The sequence below is a fragment of the Streptomyces sp. WZ-12 genome (assembly GCF_028898845.1).
Classification (GTDB): Bacteria; Actinomycetota; Actinomycetes; order Streptomycetales; family Streptomycetaceae; genus Streptomyces.
Map to the genome: position 1 here is coordinate 1,240,037 of NZ_CP118574.1, position 23,282 is coordinate 1,263,318.

At 73.7% G+C, this 23,282-nt stretch carries 18 protein-coding genes and 1 pseudogene; 5 read left to right on the forward strand and 14 right to left on the reverse strand.

What is annotated here, in order from left to right:
* Nucleotides 1–36: 36 nt before the first annotated feature.
* Nucleotides 37–744, reverse strand: coding sequence for a VC0807 family protein (locus PV796_RS05065; protein ID WP_274911697.1), 708 nt, complete (start codon nucleotides 742–744; stop codon nucleotides 37–39).
* A complete protein-coding gene (locus PV796_RS05070) occupies nucleotides 741–1,370 on the reverse strand; it encodes a TetR/AcrR family transcriptional regulator (protein ID WP_274911698.1) in 630 nt (209 codons plus the stop codon). The genes PV796_RS05065 and PV796_RS05070 overlap by 4 nt, the downstream gene beginning before the upstream one ends.
* Before the next feature lie 225 nt (nucleotides 1,371–1,595).
* Here PV796_RS05070 and PV796_RS05075 point away from each other — a divergent pair, with 225 nt between their 5' ends.
* Nucleotides 1,596–3,020 (forward strand): amidase, encoded by a 1,425-nt coding sequence (locus PV796_RS05075; RefSeq protein ID WP_274911699.1) that lies wholly within the window; start codon nucleotides 1,596–1,598, stop codon nucleotides 3,018–3,020.
* 117 nt (nucleotides 3,021–3,137) lie between these two features.
* Here PV796_RS05075 and PV796_RS05080 read toward each other — a convergent pair.
* The 3 genes and pseudogenes from PV796_RS05080 to PV796_RS05090 form a co-directional block, all read right to left on the reverse strand.
* Nucleotides 3,138–3,749: pseudogene (locus PV796_RS05080) on the reverse strand (carbonic anhydrase); the annotation flags it as partial.
* Nucleotides 3,688–5,082 carry a sensor histidine kinase gene (locus PV796_RS05085; protein WP_274918869.1) on the reverse strand — a complete coding sequence of 465 codons (1,395 nt, stop codon included), beginning with the start codon at nucleotides 5,080–5,082 and terminating at the stop codon, nucleotides 3,688–3,690. The pseudogene PV796_RS05080 and the gene PV796_RS05085, both read right to left, overlap by 62 nt.
* A 175-nt stretch (nucleotides 5,083–5,257) precedes the next feature.
* Nucleotides 5,258–5,935, reverse strand: a complete 678-nt coding sequence (locus tag PV796_RS05090; protein WP_274911700.1) for a response regulator — start codon at nucleotides 5,933–5,935, stop codon at nucleotides 5,258–5,260.
* A gap of 140 nt (nucleotides 5,936–6,075) precedes the next feature.
* Here PV796_RS05090 and PV796_RS05095 point away from each other — a divergent pair, with 140 nt between their 5' ends.
* Complete coding sequence (locus PV796_RS05095; RefSeq protein WP_274911701.1) at nucleotides 6,076–6,510, forward strand: PepSY domain-containing protein; 435 nt, start codon at nucleotides 6,076–6,078, stop codon at nucleotides 6,508–6,510.
* A 326-nt stretch (nucleotides 6,511–6,836) separates the two neighbouring features.
* Nucleotides 6,837–7,898 carry a PucR family transcriptional regulator gene (locus PV796_RS05100; protein WP_274911702.1) on the forward strand — a complete coding sequence of 354 codons (1,062 nt, stop codon included), beginning with the start codon at nucleotides 6,837–6,839 and terminating at the stop codon, nucleotides 7,896–7,898.
* A 102-nt stretch (nucleotides 7,899–8,000) separates the two neighbouring features.
* Here the strand turns inward: PV796_RS05100 and PV796_RS05105 are convergent, their stop codons facing one another.
* From PV796_RS05105 to PV796_RS05120, 4 genes are all read right to left on the reverse strand, one after another.
* Nucleotides 8,001–8,921 (reverse strand): hypothetical protein, encoded by a 921-nt coding sequence (locus PV796_RS05105; RefSeq protein WP_274911703.1) that lies wholly within the window; start codon nucleotides 8,919–8,921, stop codon nucleotides 8,001–8,003.
* A gap of 236 nt (nucleotides 8,922–9,157) precedes the next feature.
* Nucleotides 9,158–11,002, reverse strand: coding sequence for a phospholipase C (locus PV796_RS05110; RefSeq protein WP_274911704.1), 1,845 nt, complete (start codon nucleotides 11,000–11,002; stop codon nucleotides 9,158–9,160).
* Nucleotides 11,003–11,218: 216 nt separating this feature from the next.
* Nucleotides 11,219–12,571, reverse strand: a complete 1,353-nt coding sequence (efeB, locus tag PV796_RS05115; RefSeq protein WP_274911705.1) for an iron uptake transporter deferrochelatase/peroxidase subunit — start codon at nucleotides 12,569–12,571, stop codon at nucleotides 11,219–11,221.
* Nucleotides 12,568–13,776: an EfeM/EfeO family lipoprotein gene (locus PV796_RS05120; RefSeq protein ID WP_274911706.1), complete on the reverse strand. Its 1,209-nt coding sequence runs from the start codon at nucleotides 13,774–13,776 to the stop codon at nucleotides 12,568–12,570. The genes efeB and PV796_RS05120 overlap by 4 nt, the downstream gene beginning before the upstream one ends.
* Before the next feature lie 354 nt (nucleotides 13,777–14,130).
* Here PV796_RS05120 and PV796_RS05125 point away from each other — a divergent pair, with 354 nt between their 5' ends.
* Nucleotides 14,131–14,952 (forward strand): COG4705 family protein, encoded by an 822-nt coding sequence (locus PV796_RS05125; RefSeq protein WP_274911707.1) that lies wholly within the window; start codon nucleotides 14,131–14,133, stop codon nucleotides 14,950–14,952.
* Between the two features lie 33 nt (nucleotides 14,953–14,985).
* Here PV796_RS05125 and PV796_RS05130 read toward each other — a convergent pair whose 3' ends face one another.
* The 5 genes from PV796_RS05130 to PV796_RS05150 all read right to left on the reverse strand — a co-directional run bounded on the left by PV796_RS05130 (nucleotide 14,986) and on the right by PV796_RS05150 (nucleotide 21,305).
* Nucleotides 14,986–15,762 (reverse strand): class I SAM-dependent methyltransferase, encoded by a 777-nt coding sequence (locus PV796_RS05130; protein WP_274911708.1) that lies wholly within the window; start codon nucleotides 15,760–15,762, stop codon nucleotides 14,986–14,988.
* A gap of 162 nt (nucleotides 15,763–15,924) precedes the next feature.
* Entirely contained in the window at nucleotides 15,925–17,139 is a 1,215-nt protein-coding gene (locus PV796_RS05135; protein WP_274911709.1) for an aminotransferase class V-fold PLP-dependent enzyme, read from the reverse strand.
* Between the two features lie 4 nt (nucleotides 17,140–17,143).
* Nucleotides 17,144–18,490 (reverse strand): pyridoxal-phosphate dependent enzyme, encoded by a 1,347-nt coding sequence (locus tag PV796_RS05140; protein WP_274911710.1) that lies wholly within the window; start codon nucleotides 18,488–18,490, stop codon nucleotides 17,144–17,146.
* Nucleotides 18,487–19,968 carry a Y4yA family PLP-dependent enzyme gene (locus PV796_RS05145; protein ID WP_274911711.1) on the reverse strand — a complete coding sequence of 494 codons (1,482 nt, stop codon included), beginning with the start codon at nucleotides 19,966–19,968 and terminating at the stop codon, nucleotides 18,487–18,489. The genes PV796_RS05140 and PV796_RS05145 overlap by 4 nt, the downstream gene beginning before the upstream one ends.
* A gap of 176 nt (nucleotides 19,969–20,144) precedes the next feature.
* Nucleotides 20,145–21,305 (reverse strand): alpha-hydroxy-acid oxidizing protein, encoded by a 1,161-nt coding sequence (locus PV796_RS05150; protein ID WP_274911712.1) that lies wholly within the window; start codon nucleotides 21,303–21,305, stop codon nucleotides 20,145–20,147.
* A gap of 659 nt (nucleotides 21,306–21,964) precedes the next feature.
* On the opposite strand from PV796_RS05150, the gene PV796_RS05155 reads away from it, so the two are divergent.
* Nucleotides 21,965–23,275, forward strand: coding sequence for a VWA domain-containing protein (locus tag PV796_RS05155; RefSeq protein ID WP_274911713.1), 1,311 nt, complete (start codon nucleotides 21,965–21,967; stop codon nucleotides 23,273–23,275).
* Nucleotides 23,276–23,282: the final 7 nt, after the last annotated feature.

The following is a 23,282-nucleotide window of genomic DNA, read 5'->3' on the forward strand; positions in this document are numbered from 1 at the left end:
AGTCGCGGCGCACCCGAAGGTGTCCGCCGCGGCTCCCTACAACTTCAGCCCGTTCCGGGTGATGTACCAGTTGTGGAAGGTGAGCAGTCCGCCGAGCAGCGCCAGCCACAGCACGGTGCTGACGAGCGGGAAGGAGTCCACCGGGATCGTGTAGGCCAGCACCACCCGCAGCGCCGCGTCGAGCAGGAAGACCGCGCCCCACACCGCCGTGACCAGCCGCAGGTGGTGACGGAACGTCGGCTCCACGTCCCAGCGCGCCTCCCATGCGACCAGCCCGGCCTCGCCGACCTTGGCGATGACGATGCCGCGCGAGGCCGTCATGATGAACGGACGCCGGGTGAGCAGCGTGCCGAGCACCCAGAATCCGATCGCGGCGGTCAGCCAACTGTCCCGGACCATCAACACCCGCGGGCTGCCGGTGATCGCCGACAGCAGCGCGCCGACCACCACCAGGCACAGCGTGAACACCGCCATCGCCTCCACGCGCCGCTGCCGCACGATGCCGTGGACGATCCACGGCAGCGTCAGCAGGCCGCCGGCGACCATCGAGAGCCACTGGCCGGCGCCGAGCGCGCGCAGCCCGTAGTAGGAGCCGAGCGGGACGACGAGCTCGAAGAGCACCTGCGCCACGAGCCGTCGGCGCAGCCTGGCCGTGCGGCGTAAGGCGGCCGCCGCGGCGTCCGGATCGGCCTGTGGTGCCGGGCCGGGGCCCATGGTGGGTGAGGGCGCATCCGCTGCGGTCATGACGTCCTCCTGGTGGCGCGGTCGAAGAGGTCCGCCAACTCCCGGCCGGCGGCCCGCACATCGAGCTCGGGATCTCGGGTGGCGCGGCGCACCACGTCGTCGATGGCGGCGCGGATCGCCCGGATCATCACCCACGGGTCGAAGTCGCAGAACTCGCCGGCGCGCTGCGCCTTGCGGAGCTGCTCCACTTGGAGGGCGAGGATCGACTCCGTGTGGCCGAGGAAGGCGACCACGCCGGGGGCGTCGCCGCGCAGGTGGGAGAGGACCTCGACCATCGCCGCGAGGTGGTTGGGGTACTCGGCGAGCAGGTCGAGGTTGCCCTCGATGGAGGCGCGCAGGCGATCCGCATAGGCCTCGTGCGCCTCGATGCGGGGACGGATGTACGCCTCGCCGAGCCGCATCACCTCGGTGACGACCTCGCGCATCAGGTCGTCCCGCCCGTCGAAGTGGTAGGAGATCATCCCCGTGCTGCTCAGCCCGGCGCGCTGCGCGATCTTCGCGAACGAGGCGCCGTGGTAACCGACTTCGGCGATCACGTCGATCGCCGCGGCGACGATCTGGGCCCGGCGCCCGGTCTCCGTGAAGGAGGGCCTGGCCTTGCGCCCGGCCCCCTCTTGCTTGTCCATGCTATTTCTTGCTTGCATGAGCAAGACGATAGGGCGGTTTGCTCACCCGAGCAAGAGGGCGCGCGGCGCGACGGTCACCACTCCCGCCCGGTGCGCACCCCAACGCGACGTCGCGAAGCGCGCCGCAATACCCTTTCGGCCAGCGGAAGTTGGTTTGATGACGACGTACGGACTACGAGTGCCGAGGTCAGGTCGGTCTCGGTGCGCCAGGGTGGGGAGGTATCCGTGGACGACAACGCGCTCTGCTGGCTCGACGGGACCGGGTTGGCGGGATTGATCCGCGCCCGGCGGGTGTCCGCCGCGGAGGTGATGCGGGCCCACCTGGAACGCATCGCGGCGATCGACCCGAAGGTCACCGCGATGGTGACGGTGCTCGCCGAGCGGGGGCTCGCGGCGGCCCGCGCCGCGGACGCGGCGGTGGCGGCGGGCCAGGCGGTGGGCCCGCTGCACGGCGTGCCGTTCACCGTCAAGGACTCGCTGGACGTGGCGGGCGCGGTGACCACCCGCGGCTCGTTGCTCTTCCGGGACCGGGTGCCCGCCGCGGACGCGACCGCGGTGGCCCGGCTGCGGCGGGCCGGCGGCATCGTGCTGGGCAAGACGAACCTGCCGGAGTTCTCCTACTGGACCGAGACCGACAACCTGCTCGTCGGCAGGTCGCGCAATCCGTGGGACGGCGAGCGGACCCCGGGCGGGTCCAGCGGCGGCGAATCGGCCGCGATCGCCGCCGGGTTGTCGCCGTTGGGGCTCGGCAGCGACGTGGCCATCTCGGTGCGCGGCCCCGCCCACGACACCGGCATCGTCGCGCTGAAGGCCACCCGGGGGCGGATCCCGATCACCGGGCACTGGCCCGAAGTGCCGCACCGCTTCTGGCACGTCGGCCCGATGGCCCGCAGCGTGCGGGACATCGCCACCGCGTTGCGGGTCCTCGCCGGACCCGACGGCGTCGACGGTCAGGTGCGGCACTCCCCTCCCCTGGACGACCGGTCCCCGGGCCAACGGCCGCGGGACCTGACCGGGTTGCGGGTGGGCTGGGCCTGCGAGCCGACATTCGGCCCGGTGGACGGTGCGGTCGCCGGCACCGTCGCGGCCGCCGCCGACGCGCTGCGCGAGCTGGGCTGCACGGTCGAGGCCGCCGCACCGCAGGGGCTGGCGGAGATCGACGCGACCGAGCTGAGCACGGTGCTGTTCACCGCCGAGGCGGTGCCGTACTTCCGACGGGCGGCGGCCGGCCGCGAGCACGAACTGCACCGGGTCACCCAACGGGCCCTCGACGCACCCGACATCGCGCTGGCCGACTACCTCGCCGCCCAACGGCAGGTCGAGGCGCTCGACGCCCTGTTCGCCGGCTACTTCGAGCGGTACGACGCCCTGCTGTGCCCGGTGTGTCCGGTCCCCGCGCCCCCGCACGCCCGCTCCACGCTCCGCATCGGCGGGGCCACCGTCCCGGCGCGCGGCATCATGCGGGCGACCGTGCCGTTCAACCTCACCGGCCTCCCGGCGCTCTCACTGCCGTTCGGCACCACCGCCGACGGCCTGCCCATCGGCGTCCAACTCGTCTCCCGCTGGTACGCCGAGACCACCGTCCTGCGCCTGGGCGCCGCGCTGGAAGCCGTCAGCCCGGTCCGCAACCGCCGTCCCGAGCTGATCTGAGCCGGGGCCAGAACCCGCCCGATGGGTCAGGCCCCAGGCGAACTGGGTCGCCGCGGCGCCGAGCGGGCGGAAGGCGCGGGCGATGGCGTCCCAGGTGCGGAACTCGGCGGTGCGGTCGTCGTAGTGCCAGGCGTGCAGGCGGAGTCGGCGGGTGGCGAGGCGGCGGGTCACGCAGGGGTAGGTGCGCAGGTGGTGGAGCTGGGTGAGCAGGTGCCGCTCTTGCGGAGTGTGGCCGCCGGCGGGGCGGGCGTCGGGGTCGGGCTGGTGGGCGGCGCGGGTGAACCAGTTGCGGGTCAACGGGAGTTCGGGCGGGGCCGGGTCGTTCCGGAGGGCGCTCAGGGCCGCGCAGTCGGTGTGGCCGCACAGGATGACGTCGGGGACCTGGAGGGCGCCGAGGGCGAATTCGAGGGTGGCGGCGGTCCCGCACCGGGCGTCGGGCCGGTAGCGGGGGACGACATGGGCCGCGGTGCGGAGCTCGTGGAGTTCGCCGGGGGCGGTACCGGTGAGGAGGGTGGGCACGACGCGGGAGTCGGAGCAGGTGATGAACAGCGCCCGGGGAGTGGGGCGGGCGGCCGGGTCCTGGGCGGAAAAGGGCATGGCGGCACTCCAGTGGGGTGGGTGGGGGTGGGCTCGTGCGGGTCCCGTAGGGCACAAGAAGCAGTAACAGTCAGGGAGTTGGCGGCGCGCCCGGCAGGGTGACCGTGAAGCGGGCGCCGCCGCGCTCCGCATCGCCGACCTCGATGTGGCCGCCGTGTCGCTGGACGACGTCGCGGACGATCGCCAGGCCCAGGCCGGCGCCGCCCTCGTCGCGGGTGCGGGCGTCGTCGAGGCGGATGAAGCGGGTGAAGATGCGCGCGCGGTCGTCGGGCGGGACGCCGGGGCCGTCGTCGGTGACGTCCAGGGCGACGGTGCCGGCCGCGCCGGGCCGCACCGCGACGCGGACCGTGGAGCCGGCGTGGCGCTGGGCGTTGTCGAGCAAGTTGCCCAGTACGCGGGCGAGTTGGGTCCGGCTGCCCTCGACCGGTACCGCCGCGTCGGGCAGGGACACGGCGGTCGGCAACCGGTCGCCGATCCGGTGCGCCAGCTCGTCCCGGACGAGTTCGGCCAGGTCCAGGCGCTCGGCGCGGGGCCGTTCGCCGGCGTCCAGGCGGGCCAGCAGCAGCAGGTCGGAGGCGACCCGTTCCAGACGGACGGTGTCCTCGATCAGGCCGTCCAGCTCCAGCAGTTCGGGGTGGGCGCGGGCGACCTCCAGTTGGGTGCGGAGGCTGGCGATCGGGCTGCGCAGCTCGTGGGAGGCGTCGGCGACGAACTGCCGCTGCCGCTCCACCGAGGTCTCCAGGGCGGCGAGGGTGGCGTTGGTGGTCCGGGCGAGGCGGGCGACCTCGTCGCGCGAGGCGGGTTGGGGGACCCGGCGGGAGAGGTCGCCGCCCATGATCTCGGCGAGCTCGGCCCTGATGCCCTCAACGGGGCGCAGGGCACGGCGGGTCACCAACCAGGTCACCAGGGCCACCACCAGCAGCAGCGCCGGCAGCCCGAGGAGCATGGCGTCGCGCACCCCGCCCACCGCCTGCCGTTCGGTGTCGAGGGAGGAGCCCGCGTAGACGGTGACGGTCCGGCCCTCCGGGGTGGTGGCGAGCAGCCCGGCCACTCGGAAGTCCTGGCCGGCGGGGTGGTCGTGGTGCAGCCACAGGGTGACGGTGCGGAACCCGGCATGATCGGCCACGGACCCGCGGGCCGGGGCGTCGTCATCGTCGTCGCCGCGGTCCCGGTGGTCGTCGTCGGGCTTGCCCTCGGGGTGCGGGGCGCGGGCGAAGTCGGCCATGGGCGGGGCGTGGTGGAGGTCGTCGTCGGCGGAGAGCACCTTGCGGTCGGCGTCGACCACCTGCACCGGCCGGTCGTCCTCGTCGGGCAGGTCGAGGTGGTCGACGGGCGTGCCGACCGCGACCTGGGTGGCGACCTCGCGGGCGGCCACCTCCGCCTGGAGGCCCGCGCTGTCGACGAGGTTGCGCTGGAGCACGGCGAGCACCCCGACGCCGGCGGCGACCAGGGCCAGCGCCACCACGAGCGTGGACGCCAGGGTCGTGCGGGCCCGGACCGATCCCCACCAGCGGGGCGGGTGGGCGTCGGTCGGCGGGGCGGCGGGGCGGTCCGGCCCGGGCACCGTCGCGGGCCCGGAGCCGGAGCCGGAGCCGGAACCGGCCGCCTCAGCGGTTTCGGACGCCGGCTCCGTCGTGCGCTCAGCCACGGTCCACCGCCAGCCGGTAACCGGCCCCGCGCACCGTGGTGATCGAGCGCCGGCCGAACGGCGCGTCGATCTTCCGCCGCAGCGCGCTGATGTAGACCTCGATGATGTTCGGGTCGCCGTCGTACGCGAAGTCCCAGACGTGCTCCAGTATTTCCGCCTTGGAGACCACATGGCCGGAGCGCGACGCCAGGTACTGAAGGACCGCGAACTCCTTGGCGGTGAGGGTGATCTCGGTCTCGCCGCGGGTGCAGCGGTGGCGGTTCGGATCCAGGGCGAGGTCGCCGATCCGGATCACGGGGCTGCCGCCGCGGGTCCGGCGGCGCAGCAACGCCCGGACGCGGGCGAGCAGGACCACGTAGGAGAACGGCTTAGTGAGGTAGTCGTCGGCGCCGGTGTCCAGGCCCTCCGCCTCGTCGTACTCGCCGTCCTTGGCGGTCAGCATCAGGATCGGCGTCTCGTCACCGGCCGCCCGCAGGGCCGCGCAGAGACGGTAGCCGTTCATGCCGGGCAGCATGATGTCCAGGATGAGCAGGTCGTAGCCCTGGTTGGTGGCCAGGTGCAGCCCCTCGCGGCCGTCGTGTGCCACGTCCACGGCGAAGCCCTCGGCAGCCAGCCCCTTGGCCAGGGTGGTGGCGAGGCGCTTCTCGTCCTCCACGATCAGCAAGCGCATGCCGCCAGCCTGCCAGACGCTTCCTGAAGCGCTCTTCAGCAACCTTCAGGCCCGCTTCAGCCACCGCACGGCACGGTGGTGGACGTTCCGACCCGCCGTCCGGCCGGCCCGGACCGGCCGCCGTACTCAGGAGGTTTCCCATGGCTCCCACCCGCTTCCACCGCGCGCTCACCGGCCGCCGCCGCTGGCTCGCGGCCGGCGCAGCCGTGGCCGTGCTCGCCGCGGGCGGCACCGCGGCCGCGGTCGCCGCCACCGACGGCGCGACCACCCCCGCCACTCAGAACGCGGCCAGCACGGCGGCCGATACGGCGACCGGCACCACCGCCGACAACACGGCCGGCAACGGCTCCGGTACGGCGTCCACCGCCCCGGACGACGGCCAGCAGCGGGCCGTCGACGTCGCGCGCCGCACCGTGCCGGGCGGCCGCGTCGTCTCGGTGGAGCCGGATCACGAGCACGGCGTCCGCGTCTGGGAGGTGGAGCTGCGCACCGGCAACGGCGTCGAGCACGAGGTCGACGTCAGCCGGGCCAACGGCACGGTGGTCAGCCACTCCGTCGACCACGACGACGACTGAGACGGCTGCGACGCTGCGACGGCTGAAAAGGCCACCGGCATGACGGCCGGATGACGGCCGTACGGTGGCCGGAACGACCGCCCGGCCGGCGCGCCACGGGCGCGGTGCGCCGGCCGGGCCCCGTCCCGCGGCCTCGGCCGAGGAGCGGGCAGCGGGCGAAGTCGCGGCGGGGGAGCCAATCCCCGCTGCCGTCTTCGGAGTTGAGGGGAGACCGTGCCCGGGGCCCCACCGGGGACGGTCGTCCCGCCTGGACGGGCCACACCCCCGGTGTGTTAAGAAAGCGTCAATAAGGACGCCGGAAGAGCACACCGAGGGGTGGAGAACGCGTGACGGGGCGAAAGCTGCCCGAGGAGTTTTTGGACGGGTATGCGGGGGTCCTCTCCGATGTCGCGCAGACCGGCCGGCGGCTGAACCGCGATGAGCTCCAGGCGCGCCGTGCCGCCGGTGAGCGGGCCGCCGAGGCCGGGCACAGCCTGCGGGCCCTGGTCAATGCGCACCTCGCGGTGACCCGGGCGGCCTGGCCGCGGTCCGCCTCGGCGCCGACCGACAGCGTCCTGGCCGCGCTCGCCCAGGCCGTGGACGCGCTGGCCGGCGGCTACGAGCGGGCGCAGCACCTCGCGGTGCGGCAGGAGGAGGCCACGCGCCGGGAGTTCATCGACGACCTGCTCTACGGGGGCAGCGATCTGGGGCGGCTGGCGGAGCGGGCGGAACGCTTCGGGCTGCGGCTGTCGCACGCCCATGCCGTCGCGGTGGCCGAGGGGTCCGAGGCGTACGCGGAGGCGGATCCGGTGGCCCGGCGGGTGCAGCAGGCCCTGGTGGGGCGGTTCGGGGACCGGCAGTTGCTGCTCACCACCAAGGAGGGCCGGCTGATCTGCATCGCGCCGGGCGACGCGGCCGAGGTGCTGGACTGCTTCGCGCGCGAGGCGCAGCAGGCCATCGGCGGGGTGCGGGTGGCGGTGGGCCGGACGCACGCCGGCGCCGGGGGCATCGTGCAGTCCTACGAGGAGGCGCTCAACGCGCTGGAACTGGCCGAACGGATGGGACTGGGCGACCCCGTGCTGTACGCCGCGGACCTGCTGGTCTATCCGGTGCTCACGCGGGACCGGCAGGCCATGGCCGATCTGGTGCGCAGCACGCTGGGCCCGCTGCGGGAGGCGCGCGGCGGGGCCGGGCCGCTGTTGGGGACGCTGGCGGTGTACTTCGACTCGGGGTGCATAGCGGCGGAGGCCGCGCGACGGCTGTCGCTGAGCGTGCGGGCGCTGACGTACCGGCTGGCGCGGGTGCACCAGCTCACCGGGGCCGATCCGGCCGATCCGGTGCACCGCTACACCCTGCACACCGCCGTGATCGGCGCCCGGCTGCTGGACTGGCCGGCCCAGGAGTTGTGACCGCGGCGACCGCCGGGGGAGCAGGGGCGGTGGAGGACGTCGAGGAGCAGCAGGGCGGCGCCGGCCGGGGCGGCGGCCGGCGGCGACGCTGGCCGTCGCCGGTTACCGCAGGGCCGCGCCCCACCGCCCACGAGCCAGGCCGAAGACCGCGGACGTGGCCGCCAACCAGCCCAGTTCGAGCACCGCGGCATGCGCCGGGGCGATCGTCGCCGACCAGCCGGCGCCGCGGGCCACGCCCTCGAAGACCACGCGGTTGACGCTCAGGAAGGCGAGGTGGGTGCCGATCGCCGTCCAGAGCGGCGCGGGGCCCGGGACGGTCCGGGCGGCGACCAAGGTGAGGCCGAAGGCGCCGAGTTGGACGAGGTATCCGACGGGGTCCCGGCCACCGGGGGCGAGGCCCAGGGGCGGGGGCGGGTCGCCGAACAGCGGGGCGACCCCGGCCTGGACGACGGTGACGGCCACCGGGACGGCCAGGAAGACCAGGGTCGTGCCCAGCGCCGGGAGCGCACCGCCGAACCGGGCGCGCAGCGCCGCCCAGGTGTAGCCGCGCAGGGCGGTCTCCTCCGGCAACGCCTCCAGCAGCAGCGCGACGGGGGCGTTGCGGACGAGGAAGGCGAGCAGCGCCGGCGGATCCGGCGCGGCCCAGCGGACCCACCCGGCCGCGGTGCCCGCCCCGAGGACCGCCGCGGCGCAGCAGGTGGTGACGATCAGCCCGCGCAGGAAGGCCCGGAGCGCGCCGCGTCCGGGGCCAAGTCCCAGCTCGGGCAGGGCAGTTACGGTCCGCTGGCGGGCGTGCACGGCGAGCACCGCGGGGACCGCCAGGGCGCTCACCAGGGCGGCGCGGAGCAGCTCTCCGGCGTACCCGTCGGCGCCCAGGAGGCGGGCGAGTTCCGGGCCGGCGGCGTTGCCGGCGCCCAGGGCGCTGGCCATCAGCGCGCCGCCGAGGAGCGCCCGGCCGCATGCCTGGCGCGCGGGGCCGGCGGTGGATGTGCGGGTGCTGTCGCGGGAGGTCGTGGTGGTCACGGCCCACATGTGCCCGTGGCTCCCGGGGGCGCACTCGGGGTTACCCCGGCCGCGCGGCGAAATCGTTCCGCGGGAGGAGTCGCCCCGCCCGGCGCTGCGCCGATGGGTCCAGGCGGCTGGGCACAACGGCGTACCCGGGCGGGCGTACCGCCGCGCCCGGCCGGGCCACCACGGGAGGCGGTGGTCCGACCGGGCGCGTCAACGGGTCCTGCTGGGCGGGCGGTTCAGGCCGGGGTTCAGGCCGCGCCGTGCTCCTTGCGGCGCCGGAGGGCGAAGAAGGTGCCGGTGGCGCCGGCCGCGACCGCGGCCGCGGCGATCCCGACGGGCAGCACGGGGAAGCCGGAACCGCCGTCCACGGCCGCGGTGTTCTGCATCGCCGGGCCGGGCGTGATGCTGGTGTGGACCGGCTTGACCGGGCGGATCGGGCCGACGGACTTGACCGAGCCGTCGGAGTTGAGCAGCACCTGCTTGCCGTTGGGGTGCCGGAAGTCGAACATCCCGCTCAGCGCGCCGGCGCGGGCGTCGAAGGAGGCGTCACCGATCCGGCCGAGGTGCCAGTTGTCCTCGACGAACCTGATGATCGAGGTCTGCTCGGTGGCGGTGTGGTCGATGTGGTTGGTCTTGCTGTACGGGGAGATGACGAGCAGCGGCTGGCGGGTGCCCGGGCCGCAGCGGTCCTGGTAGCCGCCGGCGGGCGCCGGGCCCGACTGGCAGGCCGGGCCGTCGGTGGACTTGCCGTTGGACCCGGTGGCGGTGTCCTTGGAGCCGTTGGTGGGCTTGGCGAAGACGTGGTCGTACCAGCCGTCGGAGTCGTCGTAGGCGACGACGACGGCGGTGTCCTTCCACTGCGGCGCCTGCTGGATGCGGTTGATCTGGTCGACGAGGAAGTGCTGTTCGTCGATCGGGTCGGAGTTGCCGGCGTGGCCGTCCTGGTAGGCGGGGGCCTTGAGGAAGCTGACGGCCGGCAGCTTGCCGGCGCGCAGCGCGGCGTCGAAGTCGGTCAGGTCGTAGTTGTGGTTGGCCGGTCCGGCGTGGCCGACCTCGTCGACGCTCTTGGGCGGCAGGTGGTGCGGGTTGGCCGTGGACTTGTAGTACTGGAACGGGGCGTGGTGCGGGCTGTAGTCGACGACCGCCGCTCCCCCGACGTTGGCGTGGGTGGTGCCGCCGCACTTGGCGAAGTGGCCCTGCTTGCCGTCCCAGGGGGTGCTGGGACGGAAGCCGCCCTGGAACCAACCCCAGCTCACGTTGCGGGAGTTGAGCAGGTCGCCGATGTTGCGGCCCTGCATGGCGGCGAGCGCGTTCTTGCCGGTGTGGTCCTTGCTGGAGCAGTCGTCGTAGGCCGGGTCCGGGTCGCTGATCATCGTGCCGACACCCTTGGCGTCGGGCGAGTGGACGACGGAACCGTCCGGCTTGGGCGTCTGCTTGGGGTTCTCGGTGCCCGAGGTCGGGTCGGTGGAGATCACGCCGTGGGTGTTGCCGGAGGCCAGGTTGATCGCGCCGGGCGAGGAGGGGCCGTAGACCGAGCCGAAGGAGTGGTCGTTGAGGGCGTAGTGCTGGGCGTAGTTCCACAGGCCGGTGACGGTGTTGCCGTCGTAGTAGTCCATCACCAGTCCGGGCTCGCCGAAGAGGCCGCCGGAGCACTTGCCGGAGTCGGTGTTCTGGACGAACTTGTCGGCCTTGCCGGCGTCGTAGGCGTACTGCTCGGGGCCGTACTCGTGGTTCTGGTCGCAGGTCATGGCCTGCTGCGGGGTGAGCCGCTTGGGGAGGTACTGGTTGGGGTTGTGCTTGAGCAGCCCGGCGGTGCGCAGGTTGTCGACGTCCCGCGGGGTCTTCGGGGAGGGGGTGAACTTCGTCCCGTCGGCGTTGGTGGCCTGGGGGTAGGTGGCGAAGTAGTGGTCGAACGAGATGTTCTCGTCGAAGAGGACCACCACGTGCTTGATGGGGGTGGCGGTTCCGGTGGGACCGGGGTGCGGGCCGCCGGCGGCCAGGGCGGGTGCTCCCCCGCCGAGCGCGGCGAGCGCCATGGCTCCGGTGACGGCCCCCAGGGTCCGTATCGCTCTCGTCTTTCCCCTTTTGGCCATCTGGTCCTCATCCTCCGGGCTGTTCGTGGTCGCTGCGTACGGCCGGATGGTGTGCCGGGCGGGCGGCGGCGGGGCAGAGCCATGATGGCGCGGGGGTGAACACCGGGTCAGGTATCCCGGGGCAAACCTTGACCGTGTGTTGACCGTTGGCCCGGGCTCCGTCGGTGCCCCAGTTGTACGCGAGCGGCGGGTGGTTCGCCGGGTGGCGGGGCCGGGCTACGGCGCGAGGAGGGCCCGGCCGTACCAGTCGTCGCGGTCCTGTACGCCCGGCAGCGCGAAGAAGTAGCCGCCGCCGAACGGCGTGACGTAGTCGACCAGCGGCTCCCCGGCCAGCCGGCGCTGGACGGTCTCGAACTGGCGGGCCAGGTCCTGTTGGTAGCAGCAGAAGAGCAGGCCCATGTCGAGGTTGCCGTTGGCGTCGGTGCCGCGGTCGTAGTTGTAGGCGCGGCGCAGCAGGCGCTGGTCGGCGGTGTCGGTGGTGCGGGGGTTGGCCTTGCGGATGTGGCTGTCCAGGGGGATGACGTCGCCCTTGGGGTCACCGGGGTAATCGGGGGCGTCGTGCTCGTCGTTGCCGTCGAGCGGGGCACCGGTCTCCCGGGCGCGGCCGAACATCCGCTCCTGTTCGGTCAGCGAGACCCGGTCCCAGAACTCCACCAACATCCGGATCAGCCGGACAACCTGGTAGCTGCCGCCGACCGCCCAGTCCGGCTCACCACCGCCCCTGCCGACCCAGACCAGGTCCCGCATCGCACGGGCCGATCCGGGGTCGGGGTTGGCGGTGCCGTCCTTGAAGCCGAAGAGGTTGCGGGGGGTGCCGGTGGGCCGGGGCGGGCTGGCGAAGCCGTCCAGCCGCCAACGGACCTGGAGGGCGCCGCGGGTGTGCCGGGTGAGGTCGCGCAGCGCGTGCAGCACGGTGTCGGTGTCCTCGGCGCAGAGTTGGAGGCTGAGGTCGCCGTGGCACCAGTCCGCCTGGAGGTCGTCGTCGGGGAAGGTGGGCATGGCGGTCAGCCGGCGGGGGGCGCGGGGGCACAGGCCGAACCGGTCGTCGAAGAGCGAGGAGCCGACGCCGACGGTCACCGCCAGTGCGCCGGGCGGGAGTTGGGGGCCGAGGATGCCGGAGTCGGCGGGCGGTCCGGTGACGCCGAGCGGCTCGGGGGTGCCGCCGCCGGTCAGGAAGCGGGCCCGCTCGGTGAGGGTGCGCAGCAGGTCGGCGAGGTCCCGGCGGCCCTCGGTGGTGACGTCGAGGGCGATGAACGCGGTGACCCGGCGGGGCGGGGTGAGGACGGCCGCCTGGTGCGGGCCGTGGAACGGGACGGGGGGCGCGGCGCCCAGGAGTTGACCGGCGCCCGGCAGCGGCGGCTGCGGGACGGGGCCCTCGGCGTGGGGCGCGCGGGCCGATGCGGCGCCGCCGGCGGCGAGTGACGCCCCGCCGGCCACGAGTCCCCCGGCGCCGGCCAGGGCGGCCCCGCGCAGGAAGCCGCGCCGGCCGACGCCGGAGCGCCGCGCGTCCTGCGTACCGTCGTCGCCGGTGCCGTGGGCTCCGTTGGCACCGTGTCCGGCCTTGCTCACACCGTCCTCCGCGGATCGCACAAAGTGGCCACCGGGGCCAGCCGTTCCACCAGGTCGCCCACGGCCGCGTTGGTCCGCTGCCGCTCGGGGCGGCTGAGGCCGTCCAGCGGGGTCCAGCGGCCTCCGCGCCGGAAGCCGTCGAGGAGCCGCCCGGTGCGGTCCAACGCGGCCTGAAGGTAGGGAAGTTCGGGGTAGCGCGGGGCGAGCAGGGGGCGCAGCCGGGCGAGCACCGCGCGGGTGCCGTCGAGGTTGGCGCGGGCGGTGGCGAGGTTGCTGCCGCTGCCGTAGTCGGTGCGGCCGGTCAGCTCGAACTGCGCGGTGTTCTCCAGGATTTCGTGGGCGCGCAGGCCGAGCGCCGCCGGGTCCATCCGGGCCTGGGCCCAGTCGTCGCGCAGCGCGCGCACCGCGTCGGCGAGCGCGGCGGCCGGCGCCCGCAGCCCGGTGACGGACTCGCCGTGCCACAGGCCGTATTCGAGGCGGTGGAAGCCGGCGAAGGCGGGGTCGTGGACGCCGCCGGCGAGCCCGGCGGTGGTCCCGTTGATCCTCTTGTCCGCGTCGCCGAACTCCCCGTAGGCGGCGCCCAGTCGCTCGTAGGTCAGATGGGCGGGCAGCCAGGCGGAGCGGGCCGCGGCCGGGTCGCCGGTGGCGACGGCGGTACGGAGGGCGGCGGTCTGCCGGACGAGGGTGTCGAGGCCGCCGGCTACCCACTTCTGGTAGTCGAGCGCCGGGCCGATCAGGTCGTGTTGGGTGATCGGCGCCGCGGCCGGACCGTCGCGGCCGGGGCCGACGATGCGGACGGTGGGGCCGGTGACCGCGCTGGCGTCGTCGGGCAGGCAGGTGAAGGCGTAGGCGCCCGGGCCGAGTCGGACCTGAAGGTGGCGGGTGGTGCCAGGGCCGATGCCCTCCACCTCGCCGTAGACGGGCCCGCCGCCGGCGCCGCGGAGGTAGCTCTCGGCCGGCTGGCTGGAGCCGTTGTGGAGGTCGAAGACCTGGAGGCCGGGGTGGGGGTGCCGCCAACCGCGGCCGCAGGCGCCCGGATCGACCTCGACGGTGGTGTGCGGGAGGCCGTCGGCGGCGGCCGTGCCGACGCCGGGGCCGGCGCCGGTGGTCAGCGCGACCGCGGTCACCGCGCCGGCGATCAACAGCGCGCCGCCAGGGCCCCAGACGCGCGGCGACCGCAGCCGCCGCAGGTCGGCTCGTGGCACGGGGCCTCCTGGGGCGTTCGGGAGCGGTGGCTGCGGATGGGAGGGCCGGCGGCCGCTCCGCCCCACATGCTAGGCAGCCGCGGCACCCCCGAACATCCTTCCGGGGGGCCGTAAACCAAGAGTTTCCGCTGCCTTCACCGTCCCGTAGGGCGGCGCGGCCGGGCGGCGGACCGACCGGCTCCGCACGACCCACGGCGCGCTCCACTCCGCGCCCCGCGGCGAGGCCCCGCACAAGATCCCGCGCGAGATGCGCCTCACCGGGCAGTGAACCTCGCCCTCCGCATCATCGTCTACAGTCCTGTAGACACTCGCTGGTCGGGCAACGCGCGCTCCCGCGCGCCGGAAGGGCGGAACATGACGATCGGACAGCCGAACGGCACGGCGGTGGCGACGCCGGAGGCCACCGGACGGTACCGCGGCGGCACCCCGCTGCGGACCAAGGTCCCCGAAGTCACCGCGCTGTTCTGGGTGGTGAAGATCCTCACCACCGGCATGGGCGAGACCGCCTCGGACTACCTGGGCCGGACGCTCGGACCGATACCGGCCGGAGCCCTGGGATTCACCCTGTTCGCCGTCCTGTTGGTGGCGCAGTTCCGCGCGACCCGCTACCGGGCCGCGCTCTACTGGTCCGCGATCGTCGCGGTGAGCGTCTTCGGGACGATGGCCGCCGACGTCGTCCACGTCATCCTCGGGGTCCCGTACCTCGTCTCCACGATCGGCTTCGCACTGGCCCTGGCCGCCGTCCTGACCGCCTGGTACGCCAGCGAGGGCACGCTCTCCCTGCACAGCGTCCGTACCCGCCGCCGGGAGACGTTCTACTGGGCCACCGTGCTGGCCACCTTCGCCCTGGGCACCGCCGTCGGCGACCTCACCGCCGGCACCCTGGACCTCGGCTATCTGACCTCGGGCGTCGCCTTCGGCGCGCTCATCCTGCTGCCCGCGCTCGGCGGGCGGTTCCTCGGCCTCCACGCGGTCGCCGCCTTCTGGGGCGCCTACATCCTGACCCGCCCGCTGGGGGCCTCCTTCGCCGACTGGATGGGCGTCCCGGTCACCCGCGGCGGCCTCGGCTGGGGCACCGGGCCGGTCACGCTGGCCCTGACCGTGCCCATCGCCCTGCTCATCGGCTACCTGGCGGTGAGCCGCAAGGACACCCCCGCGGACGCGCGCCACCCCTAGGGCATATCCGCACATTCCGTCCCAGGTCCGGCGTTAACGGATCCCCACCAGCACGCAACTGTCGCCGAACTGCCAGACGGGGACGACATGTGCGAAGCCGGCCTCGCGCAGCAGCGCCGCGTGATCGCTCACCGACAGCCCGTTGTCCGCGGCGCCGTCCCCGTCGCCGACGACCGGCGCGCTCAACCGGCGGCGGCGCTCGGCCAGCGGCTCGGCCAGCTCCGGCTCGGTCGCCACCCCCGCCCACCACGACTCCCAGTCCTCGTGGTCGCCGTCCCGCAGCCGCCGCGCGCGGCACCGGCCGACGTGGGCGGCGAGCGCACCGGCGACCGCCCCCGCTTGCGGCAGGTGGTCGCCGTTGACGAGCGCGCCACCGGGCCTTAGCAGGGCGGCGAGTTGGGCGTAGGTGCGGCGCAGCGCGGGCACCGTGAGGTAGTGCAGCGCGGTGGTGGAGACCGCGGCGTCCAGGGGGCGCCCCAGGGACAGCGCCTCGATCCAACCGTCCGCGCCGATCACCGCGTCGACGTACCGGGCGGCGGAGGAGTGGTGGGTGCGGGCCAACTCCAGCAGCAGCGGGTCCATGTCGACCCCGATGACCTCGGCGCCGGGCAGCCGCTCCACGAGCCGGGCGGCCAACGAGCCCGGGCCGCAGCCGAGATCGACGACCAGCGGCCTCCGCCGACCCGTCGTCACATGCTCGACGACGTCGGCGATCACCGTGAACCGCTCCTCGCGGTCGATGGCGTAGCGCCGCTGTTGGCGCTCCCAACGCTCCACCCACCACTCCGCGACGGCCATGCTCAGCCCCATCTGGACGCACCACCCCTACCGTTTCCCGCGCGCCGCACGATCACCACGAGGCTACAGGTGGAAACGGTTTCCATTAGCCATAGGGTCCCCCTTTCACTCCGGAGGGGCACCGACCGGCGGGGAGCGGACGCACAGCGGTGCGGAACGGACGGGGTTCGGCGGTCATGTCAGGGAGGCGAGCACGGCCAGCAACCGGTCGATCTCCTCGGGGGTGTTGTAGACGTGCAGGCTCACCCGCACCGAGCTGGCGCGCTCCCCCACGCCCGCCTGACAGTGCCCGTCCGTCCGCACCATGAAGCCGTGGTCGAAGAGGATGAAGCCGAGGTCGCTCGCGCCGATGTCGCGGTGCCGGAACGTGACGATCCCGCAGCGCTGTTGGACCGGCGAGGCGACTGCCAGGCTGCGTTGGCACCCCACGACCTCGTAGGCGTCGAGATGGCGCAGCCCCTCGGTCAGCCGGGCGGCCAGCGCGACCGTCCAGCGCCCGATCCGTTCGGTGCCCGCGGCGTCCAACCAGTCCAACGCGGCCGCCAGGCCGGCGATCCCGGTGGTGTTGGGGCTGCCGGACCAGCCGCCGGGGTGCAGCTCCGGGCCGCGGGTCTGCCGGGCCCAGACCGCACCCGAACCGGGCAGCGCCAGCGCCTTGTGGCCGGAGAACGCCACGAAATCCACGTCGAGTTCGGCGACCGAGACCGGCAGATGGCCGACGCTCTGCGCGGCGTCCAGGCAGATCGGCACCTCCGGCCCGAGCACCCGGCGCAGCAGGTGGACGTTCATGTTGCCGCCGTAGACGTGGTGGACGTGGGTGGCGGCCACGAAACGGGTCCGGGGGCCGACCAGTTGGGCCAGTGCCGCCGGATCGTAGTCCCCGGACGAGGTCTGGTACGGCAGCTCCCGCACCCGGATCCGCACGCCCTGCCGGTCGAGCAGGTGCTGCGCCTCCAGCCACGGTGCGAGGTTGGCCTCGTGGTCGGCGAACGGGACGACGATCTCGTCCCCGTCGGCGAGGAGTTCGGGCAGCCAGTCCCGGGCGATCATCCGCAGCCCCTCGGTGGTCCCGCTGGTGAAGTGGACCGCCGAGCGCTCCGGGTCCGGGTCGCCGAGGAAGGTCTTGATCCGGTCGCGGACGCCGGCCACCAGGGCGGTGGAGGCATTGGCCCACGGGTAGGAACCGCGGCCGGCGTTGGCGTTGGCCGTGGTCAACTGGGCCTGTACGGCGTCCAGTACGGCCTGCGGCTTCTGCGTGGTGGCGGCGCTGTCCAGGTACGTCAGCTCCGGGTTGCCGGTGACGATGGGGAACTGGGCACGCAGCCCGCGCTGCCACGGGCCCAACTCCACCAGGGCGGCGTCCGGTCCGTGCGCGGCGATCGGGGCCATCGCGCTAATCCCTGACCAGCGGCGCGCCGGCGTCCCGCCAGGCGATGACGCCCCCGGTGAGGCTGCGCACGTCGGGATGGCCCATGCGGGTCAGCAGCGCCGCGTAACGGGCGGACTGCTCGCCGACCGGGCAGACCAGCAGCACGGGCTGCCGGGTGCTGAACGGCAGCCCGCCCCGCACCAGTTCGTCGAAGAGCTGGTCCACGATGTTGATCGCCCCCTCGATGTGCAGCGCGGCATAGGCGAACGGGCTGCGCAGATCGACGACGAGCGGCCGGTCCCGCTCCAGCCACTTCTGCGCCTCCTGGGTGTCGATCGCGGGAGCCGCGGCGATCTCGGCGTCCGTCAGGTCGGCCGGGTCGTTGCGGCGCACCGGCTGCCGGAACAGATCGGGCCGGCGCCGCTTGGTGTAGCTGAGGTAACTCTCGATCCGGTCACAGACGATGAACACGGCTGATCTGCGCGCCACTTCCTCACCAGCGGCCTGATCCTCCGTCAATTGCTCATCGATCTCCCGAAGATGACGCACCGTCCCGTAATACGCGGCACCGCCGGTGGGGCCGGCCAGGATGCCGCAGCGCCGGGCCAGCGCCAGCATCCCCTCGATGGCCTCGTCGGAGCCGACCGACTCCACGGTGTCGTACGTCGCCGGGTCGAACAGGCCCACCTCGTGGACCTCGTCGAGGGTCCGGATGCCGGGGATGAAGTCGGACTTGGCGGCGACCAGCCCCACCACCCGCACCCGGGGGTCGTGCTCGCGCAGCACCCGGGCCACCCCGGTGGACGAGCCGGCGGTGCCCACGCAGGCGACGAAGTAGTCGGGGGCCCGGCCGTCCAGGTCCTTGACGATCTCCGGGCCGGTGCCAGTGGCGTGCGCCTCGGTGTTGCGGGGGTTGAAGTACTGGTCGGTGTGGAGGTAGCTGGTGCCGGGTCCGGACAGCTCCCGGTGGAAGAGGGTGAGCGGGTCCTCGGTGTTGGTGGGGTCCAGGCACTCGCTCTGCCCGGGCAGCTCCTCGATCTCCGCGCCCAGCAGCAGGAGCAGGTCCTTGATCTCCGGTATCCGCATGCGGTTGGTCACGCTCTTGAACGGGAGCCCGTGCATCCCCGCGATCACCGCCAGCGCCTTGGCGGTGTTGCCGCTGGACAGTTCCACGACCTGGCTGCCGTGCTCCACCGCCTCGGCCAGACCCGGCCGGGCCATGTTCCAGGCCGCGCGGTCCTTCACCGATCCGAAGGGGTTGAGCAGTTCCAGCTTGGCGTACAGGTCGATGTGGCGCAGACCGTGCACGGCCGGATCGATCCGTACCAGCGGGGTGTTCCCGATGGCCTCGGTGATGCTCTCGTACCTCATCGCTCTCCCCCTGGACGTGTGATCGGCCAGAACTGCTCGTCGAGGCACCAGCGCCAGGACCCGTCCTCCTCCCACGCGGCGACCTTGCGCGCGACGGGCTGGTGCTGCGCGCGGCTGGTCTGGAAGTCCATGCAGTAGCCGGCGGTGTTGGCGAACGCCAACAGCTCGCCGGGGCGGGGCAGTCGGGGCAGGAACACCATCCGGCGGGTGATCAGGTCGGCCTCCAGGCACAGGCTGCCGGCCAGATAGACCCCCGCCGCGGGGCCGTCGCCGCCCCGGGTGACGCGGGCGCCGTCCCGCCCGAGCAGCACCGGGTCCAGCAGCACCCCGTGCTCCTCCAGCGCGGCGTCGTCGGCCTTCATCGCCAGCCGCACCAGCGGCTCCCCACTGTCCGTGCGGCGCACCTCCAACACCCGGGCGAGCACCAGCCCGCACTGGTCCACCAGCGCCCGGCCCGGCTCGGTGTAGAGGTCGTAGAGGTTCTCCAGCAGCAGGGTGGCCAGCGAGCGGCCGCCGAACGAGGGGGCCGGCATGGCCAGTAGCTCGTCGAGGTAGCGGGCGCCGGCGACCGGGCGGTGGGCCGGGTAGAGGCCGAGCGCGCCGCGCAGGGTGCCGCCGTCGTTGCGGAGCCCGTAGCCGTGGCCGCGCCAGGTGAGCGGGGGTCGCTGGCCGAGCACGGCGGCGGTCAGCTCGGAGGTGTAACGCTCCCATTCGGCCGCGTGCGCGAGGTAGTTGACGCCGAAGCCGCCGCCGATGTCCACCGCCCGCGGCCGCAGCCCCCGGGCCCGGCAGGCGTCCATGGCCCGGACGCAACCCTCCAGGGCGCGGGCCTTCTCCTCCGGGCTGGTGGTGTCGAGGTGGTAGCCGACGCCGAGCGGCTCCAACGCGTCGGCGTGCCGCTCGACGGTGTCGAGCAGGGCGTCCAACTCCCCAGCCGGGGTGCCGAAGCGGCTGGGCCGGGACAGCACCCGCACACCGGGCCCGTCGAAGGCGGACAGCCGCAGCACCACCGGTATTCGGGCCAGGTGGTGGGCGCGCACCAGCGCGGCCAGCTCGTCCAACTCGCCGCCGGAGTCGGCGTTGACGGTGACGCCGGTGCGGGCGGCCAGCCACAGGAACTCGCGGTTCTTCGGCCCGGTCGCCATGATGCGGTCCGGGGTGAACCCCGCGCCGAGGGCGTGCTGCAGCTCGCCCAACGACGCCACGTCCACCGCCGCGTCGGTCGCCGCGAGCCGCCGCAGCAGCGCGCTGGAACGGTTCGCCTTGTGCGCGAAGTAGACCCGGCCGCCCAGCCGGTGGGTGCCGTACGCGGCGCGGAACCGCTCGGCGTTCTCCGCGATCTGCTCGGGCAGCACCACGCTCAACGGCGAGCCCAACGCGTCGACGAGCGAGGGGAGGAAGCCGCCCGCGCCGAGCAGCGCCGCGAGGCGCCGCTCCAGGCGCGGTTCCAGAGTCAGTGGCTCCGGAGACGATGGCACAGCGGCCGCCAAGGGACCCCCCTCGCAGTGGCACGAACTCGACCCGCTCGGTTCGCCGTTAACCACTTCCCGCTCCCGGTGGCCTTTACGCCCGCCCGTCGCCCCCGGCCGGAGTCGGCCCGCCACCCAGCGCCCGACCGGCGGCGGCGCGCGCCGCGGGGCTCCCCGGACACCGCTCAGAGGCGCACCAGGGAGTTCGGGCCGAGGTCGGCGAGGGTCGGATAGCCGTCCACCGCCATCAGCAGATCGGCCTCCGCGAGCAGCGACCGCAGGACGTGCACCACGCCGTCGGTGCCGGCGAGCGCCAACCCGTAGGCGTACGGCCGGCCGACCGCGACCGCGGTGGCACCGAGGGCGAGCGCCTTGACCACGTCGGTGCCGGAGCGCACCCCGGAGTCGAAGAGCACCGGCAGACCGTCGGCGGCGGCCACCACGCCCGGCAGCGCATCGAGCGCGGGGAGGCCGCCGTCGGCCTGCCGGCCGCCGTGGTTGGAGCAGTAGATGCCGTCCGCGCCACCGTCCCGGGCCCGGCGGACGTCCTCCGGGTGGCTCAAACCCTTGAGGATCAGCGGCAGTTCGGTCAGCGAGCGCAGCCAGGGCAGGTCATCCCAGGTCAACGGGTTGCGGAAGACGCTGGCGTAGAGGTCGATGGCGGCGGCCGGGTCCTCCTCCGGCGGCTTGCGCAGCCGGGACCGGAAGACCGGGTCGGAGGTGAAGTTGGCCAGGCAACGGCCGTGCGCCTGGGGTAAGTTGGCGAGGGCCAGATCGCGCGGACGCCAGCCGAGGGTCCAGGTGTCCAGGGTCACCACGATGCCCTGGAAGCCGGCCGCCTCCGCGCGGCGCACCAGGCTCTCCGCGAACTCCCGGTCGGTCGGGGTGTAGAGCTGGAAGTAGCCGGGGGTGTCCCCGCACTCGGCCGCGACCGCCTCCATCGGGTCCTCGGCGAAGGTCGAGGCGATCATCGGCACACCGGTGCGGGCCGCGGCCCGCGCGGCGGCCAGCTCCCCGTGCCCGTCCTGCGCACAGAGGCTCAGCACCCCGACCGGCGCCATCAGCAGCGGCGACGGCAACGTCCGACCGAACAGCTCGACGGTCAGGTCCCGTTGGGCGGCACCGACCAGCATCCGCGGCATCAGCCCCCACCGCGCGAAGGCCGCGACGTTGGCCCGCTGCGTCCGCCCGTCCCCGGCCCCGCCGTCCACATACGACCAGACGGCCGGCGGCAACGCGGCCTCCGTACGCGCCGCCAACTCCTCGAACGTCATGGGCAGCGTGGGCAGTTCGCCTTCCAGTCCGGCCGCGTAGATCTCGTGCTGGTAGTCGCCGAAGTGCGGCATGCGCAGGTCTCCGTTCCGTCGCGAATACGCGCGAAGTTACCCACGTTCGGGGACGGGCGACATGGGCGATCACGCCAGTTCGCTGCGCTTGGCTGGCTTCCCACGTTGTCGGCCGTCCCGCCGTGGGGGTTGCTGTTCTTTGCGCCTGCGGCGCGAGCTTTGTTGCCGCTGCGCGGGGCTGTCGGGGTGCGGTGACGGGTATCGGGGGTTGGTATGCCAGACTGCTTCGCTTTACGTCTGGCATACCAACCCCCGATACCCGTCACCTCCCGCTGGGGGTGGGAAGACTGGTGGGTGGGGACTGGCCATCGTGGTCCCCTGACCGTCGGGACCCGTCACTCCGGCGATCGTCGTCACTCATCCCCCTGACGGTCACTGCTCGCTCCAGGGGCCCGAGTTGACCCACCGGCAGAACGTGGCACCCACCGTCTTTTACCCACCCTCCGCGGGAGGGGACGGGCCTGCGGGGCAGGGTGTTCGGACGTAAAGCGAAGCAGTCCGAACACCCTGCCCCGCAGGCCCGGCACCGCACTCGACAGCCCCGCGCAGCGGACACGAAGCCCGCACCACAGGCGCGAAGAACAGCAACCCCCACGGCGGGACAGCCGAAAACGTGGGGCGATTTTGGCGGTGAGCCATTGTCTCCGTACGATCCGGCGATGATCATCACAACGATCACCAAACGGATCACCAGGAGAAGGCTGGCATCCGGGGTGTGCGGACTGCTTGCCGCGATGGCGGTGGGGCTGTTGCCCACGTCGGCCGTCGCCGGCGAGCCCACCGGGGAGCCCGCCGCATCGGCTCCCCAGACATCGGCTCCCAAGGTGGAGCTGACGCTCGACGTCAGCGGCTCGATGCGGGCCCGGGACATCGACGGGCAGAGCCGGATGGCCGCCGCGAAGCAGGCGTTCAACGAGGTGCTGGACGCCGTCCCCAAGGACGTCCAGCTCGGCATACGGACGCTCGGCGCCAACTACCCGGGCAACGACCGTCAGGTCGGTTGCAAGGACACCAAGCTGCTCTACCCGGTCGGGCCGCTCGACCGGACCGAGGCCAAGACCGCGGTGGCCACGCTCGTGCCCACCGGATGGACGCCGATCGGCCCGGCCCTACAGGCCGCGGCCAAGGACCTCAAGGGCGGTGACGGACAGCGCCGGATCGTGCTGATCACCGACGGCGAGGACACCTGCCAGCCGCTCGACCCCTGCCAGGTGGCCCGGGACATCGCCGCCGAGGGCATCCACCTCACCGTCGACACCCTCGGGCTGCTGCCGGACGCCAAGACCCGCAGCCAGTTGAGCTGCATCGCCGAGGCGACCGGCGGTACCTACACCTCGGTGCAGCACACCGACCAACTCCGGGACCGCGTGCACCAGTTGGTGGACCGGACGGCGCGGCCCGTGGTCACTCCGGTGGCGACCAAGGGCGCCGCGCAGTGCGCCACCGCCCCGGAGCTCAAGCCGGGTCTGTTCACCGACCGGGAGAAGTTCGCCGAGCACCGCTGGTACCGGGTGAACGTCAAGCCGGGCCAGGAGCTGCGCGCTTCGGTGAGCGTCGGCGCGGACCGCGCGGTCAACAACGACTACGGGGTGCTGCTGCGCGCCTCGACCGTGCACGGTCGGGAGATCGTCCGCGGTGCGGAGGCCGGCGACGGCCGGACCGACGTGATCTCCACCGGGCTGCGCTACGCCAAGGCCGATGACGCCGCCGCCGGGGACGCCCCCGAGACGGTCTGCCTCCAGGTCAGCAACTCCTTCTCGGCGGGCCCCTCGGTCAAGACCGACCCGGGTCTGCCGGTGGAGCTGGCCGTGGACCTCGTCGACGGGCCGCACGACGCCTCCGACGTCGCCTCCTTCGGCCTCGGCCGGGGCTGGTGGCTGCTCGGCGCCCTGGTCCTCACCGGCCTGGTGGGCGGCCTGGCGTGGGGCTGGATCTCCCGTTGGCGCGTCACCGTCTGGAGGACCAACTGATGCGTAG

Coding starts and splice junctions, on each gene's coding strand:
- PV796_RS05125 (WP_274911707.1), top strand. CDS start 14,131: ATGACGATCGGACAGCCGAACGGCACGGCGGTGGCGACGCCGGAGGCC.
- PV796_RS05095 (WP_274911701.1), top strand. CDS start 6,076: ATGGCTCCCACCCGCTTCCACCGCGCGCTCACCGGCCGCCGCCGCTGG.
- PV796_RS05155 (WP_274911713.1), top strand. CDS start 21,965: ATGATCATCACAACGATCACCAAACGGATCACCAGGAGAAGGCTGGCA.
- PV796_RS05135 (WP_274911709.1), bottom strand. CDS start 17,139: ATGGCCCCGATCGCCGCGCACGGACCGGACGCCGCCCTGGTGGAGTTG.
- PV796_RS05065 (WP_274911697.1), bottom strand. CDS start 744: ATGACCGCAGCGGATGCGCCCTCACCCACCATGGGCCCCGGCCCGGCA.
- PV796_RS05140 (WP_274911710.1), bottom strand. CDS start 18,490: ATGAGGTACGAGAGCATCACCGAGGCCATCGGGAACACCCCGCTGGTA.
- PV796_RS05130 (WP_274911708.1), bottom strand. CDS start 15,762: ATGGGGCTGAGCATGGCCGTCGCGGAGTGGTGGGTGGAGCGTTGGGAG.
- PV796_RS05110 (WP_274911704.1), bottom strand. CDS start 11,002: ATGGCCAAAAGGGGAAAGACGAGAGCGATACGGACCCTGGGGGCCGTC.
- PV796_RS05070 (WP_274911698.1), bottom strand. CDS start 1,370: ATGGACAAGCAAGAGGGGGCCGGGCGCAAGGCCAGGCCCTCCTTCACG.
- PV796_RS05150 (WP_274911712.1), bottom strand. CDS start 21,305: ATGCCGCACTTCGGCGACTACCAGCACGAGATCTACGCGGCCGGACTG.
- PV796_RS05090 (WP_274911700.1), bottom strand. CDS start 5,935: ATGCGCTTGCTGATCGTGGAGGACGAGAAGCGCCTCGCCACCACCCTG.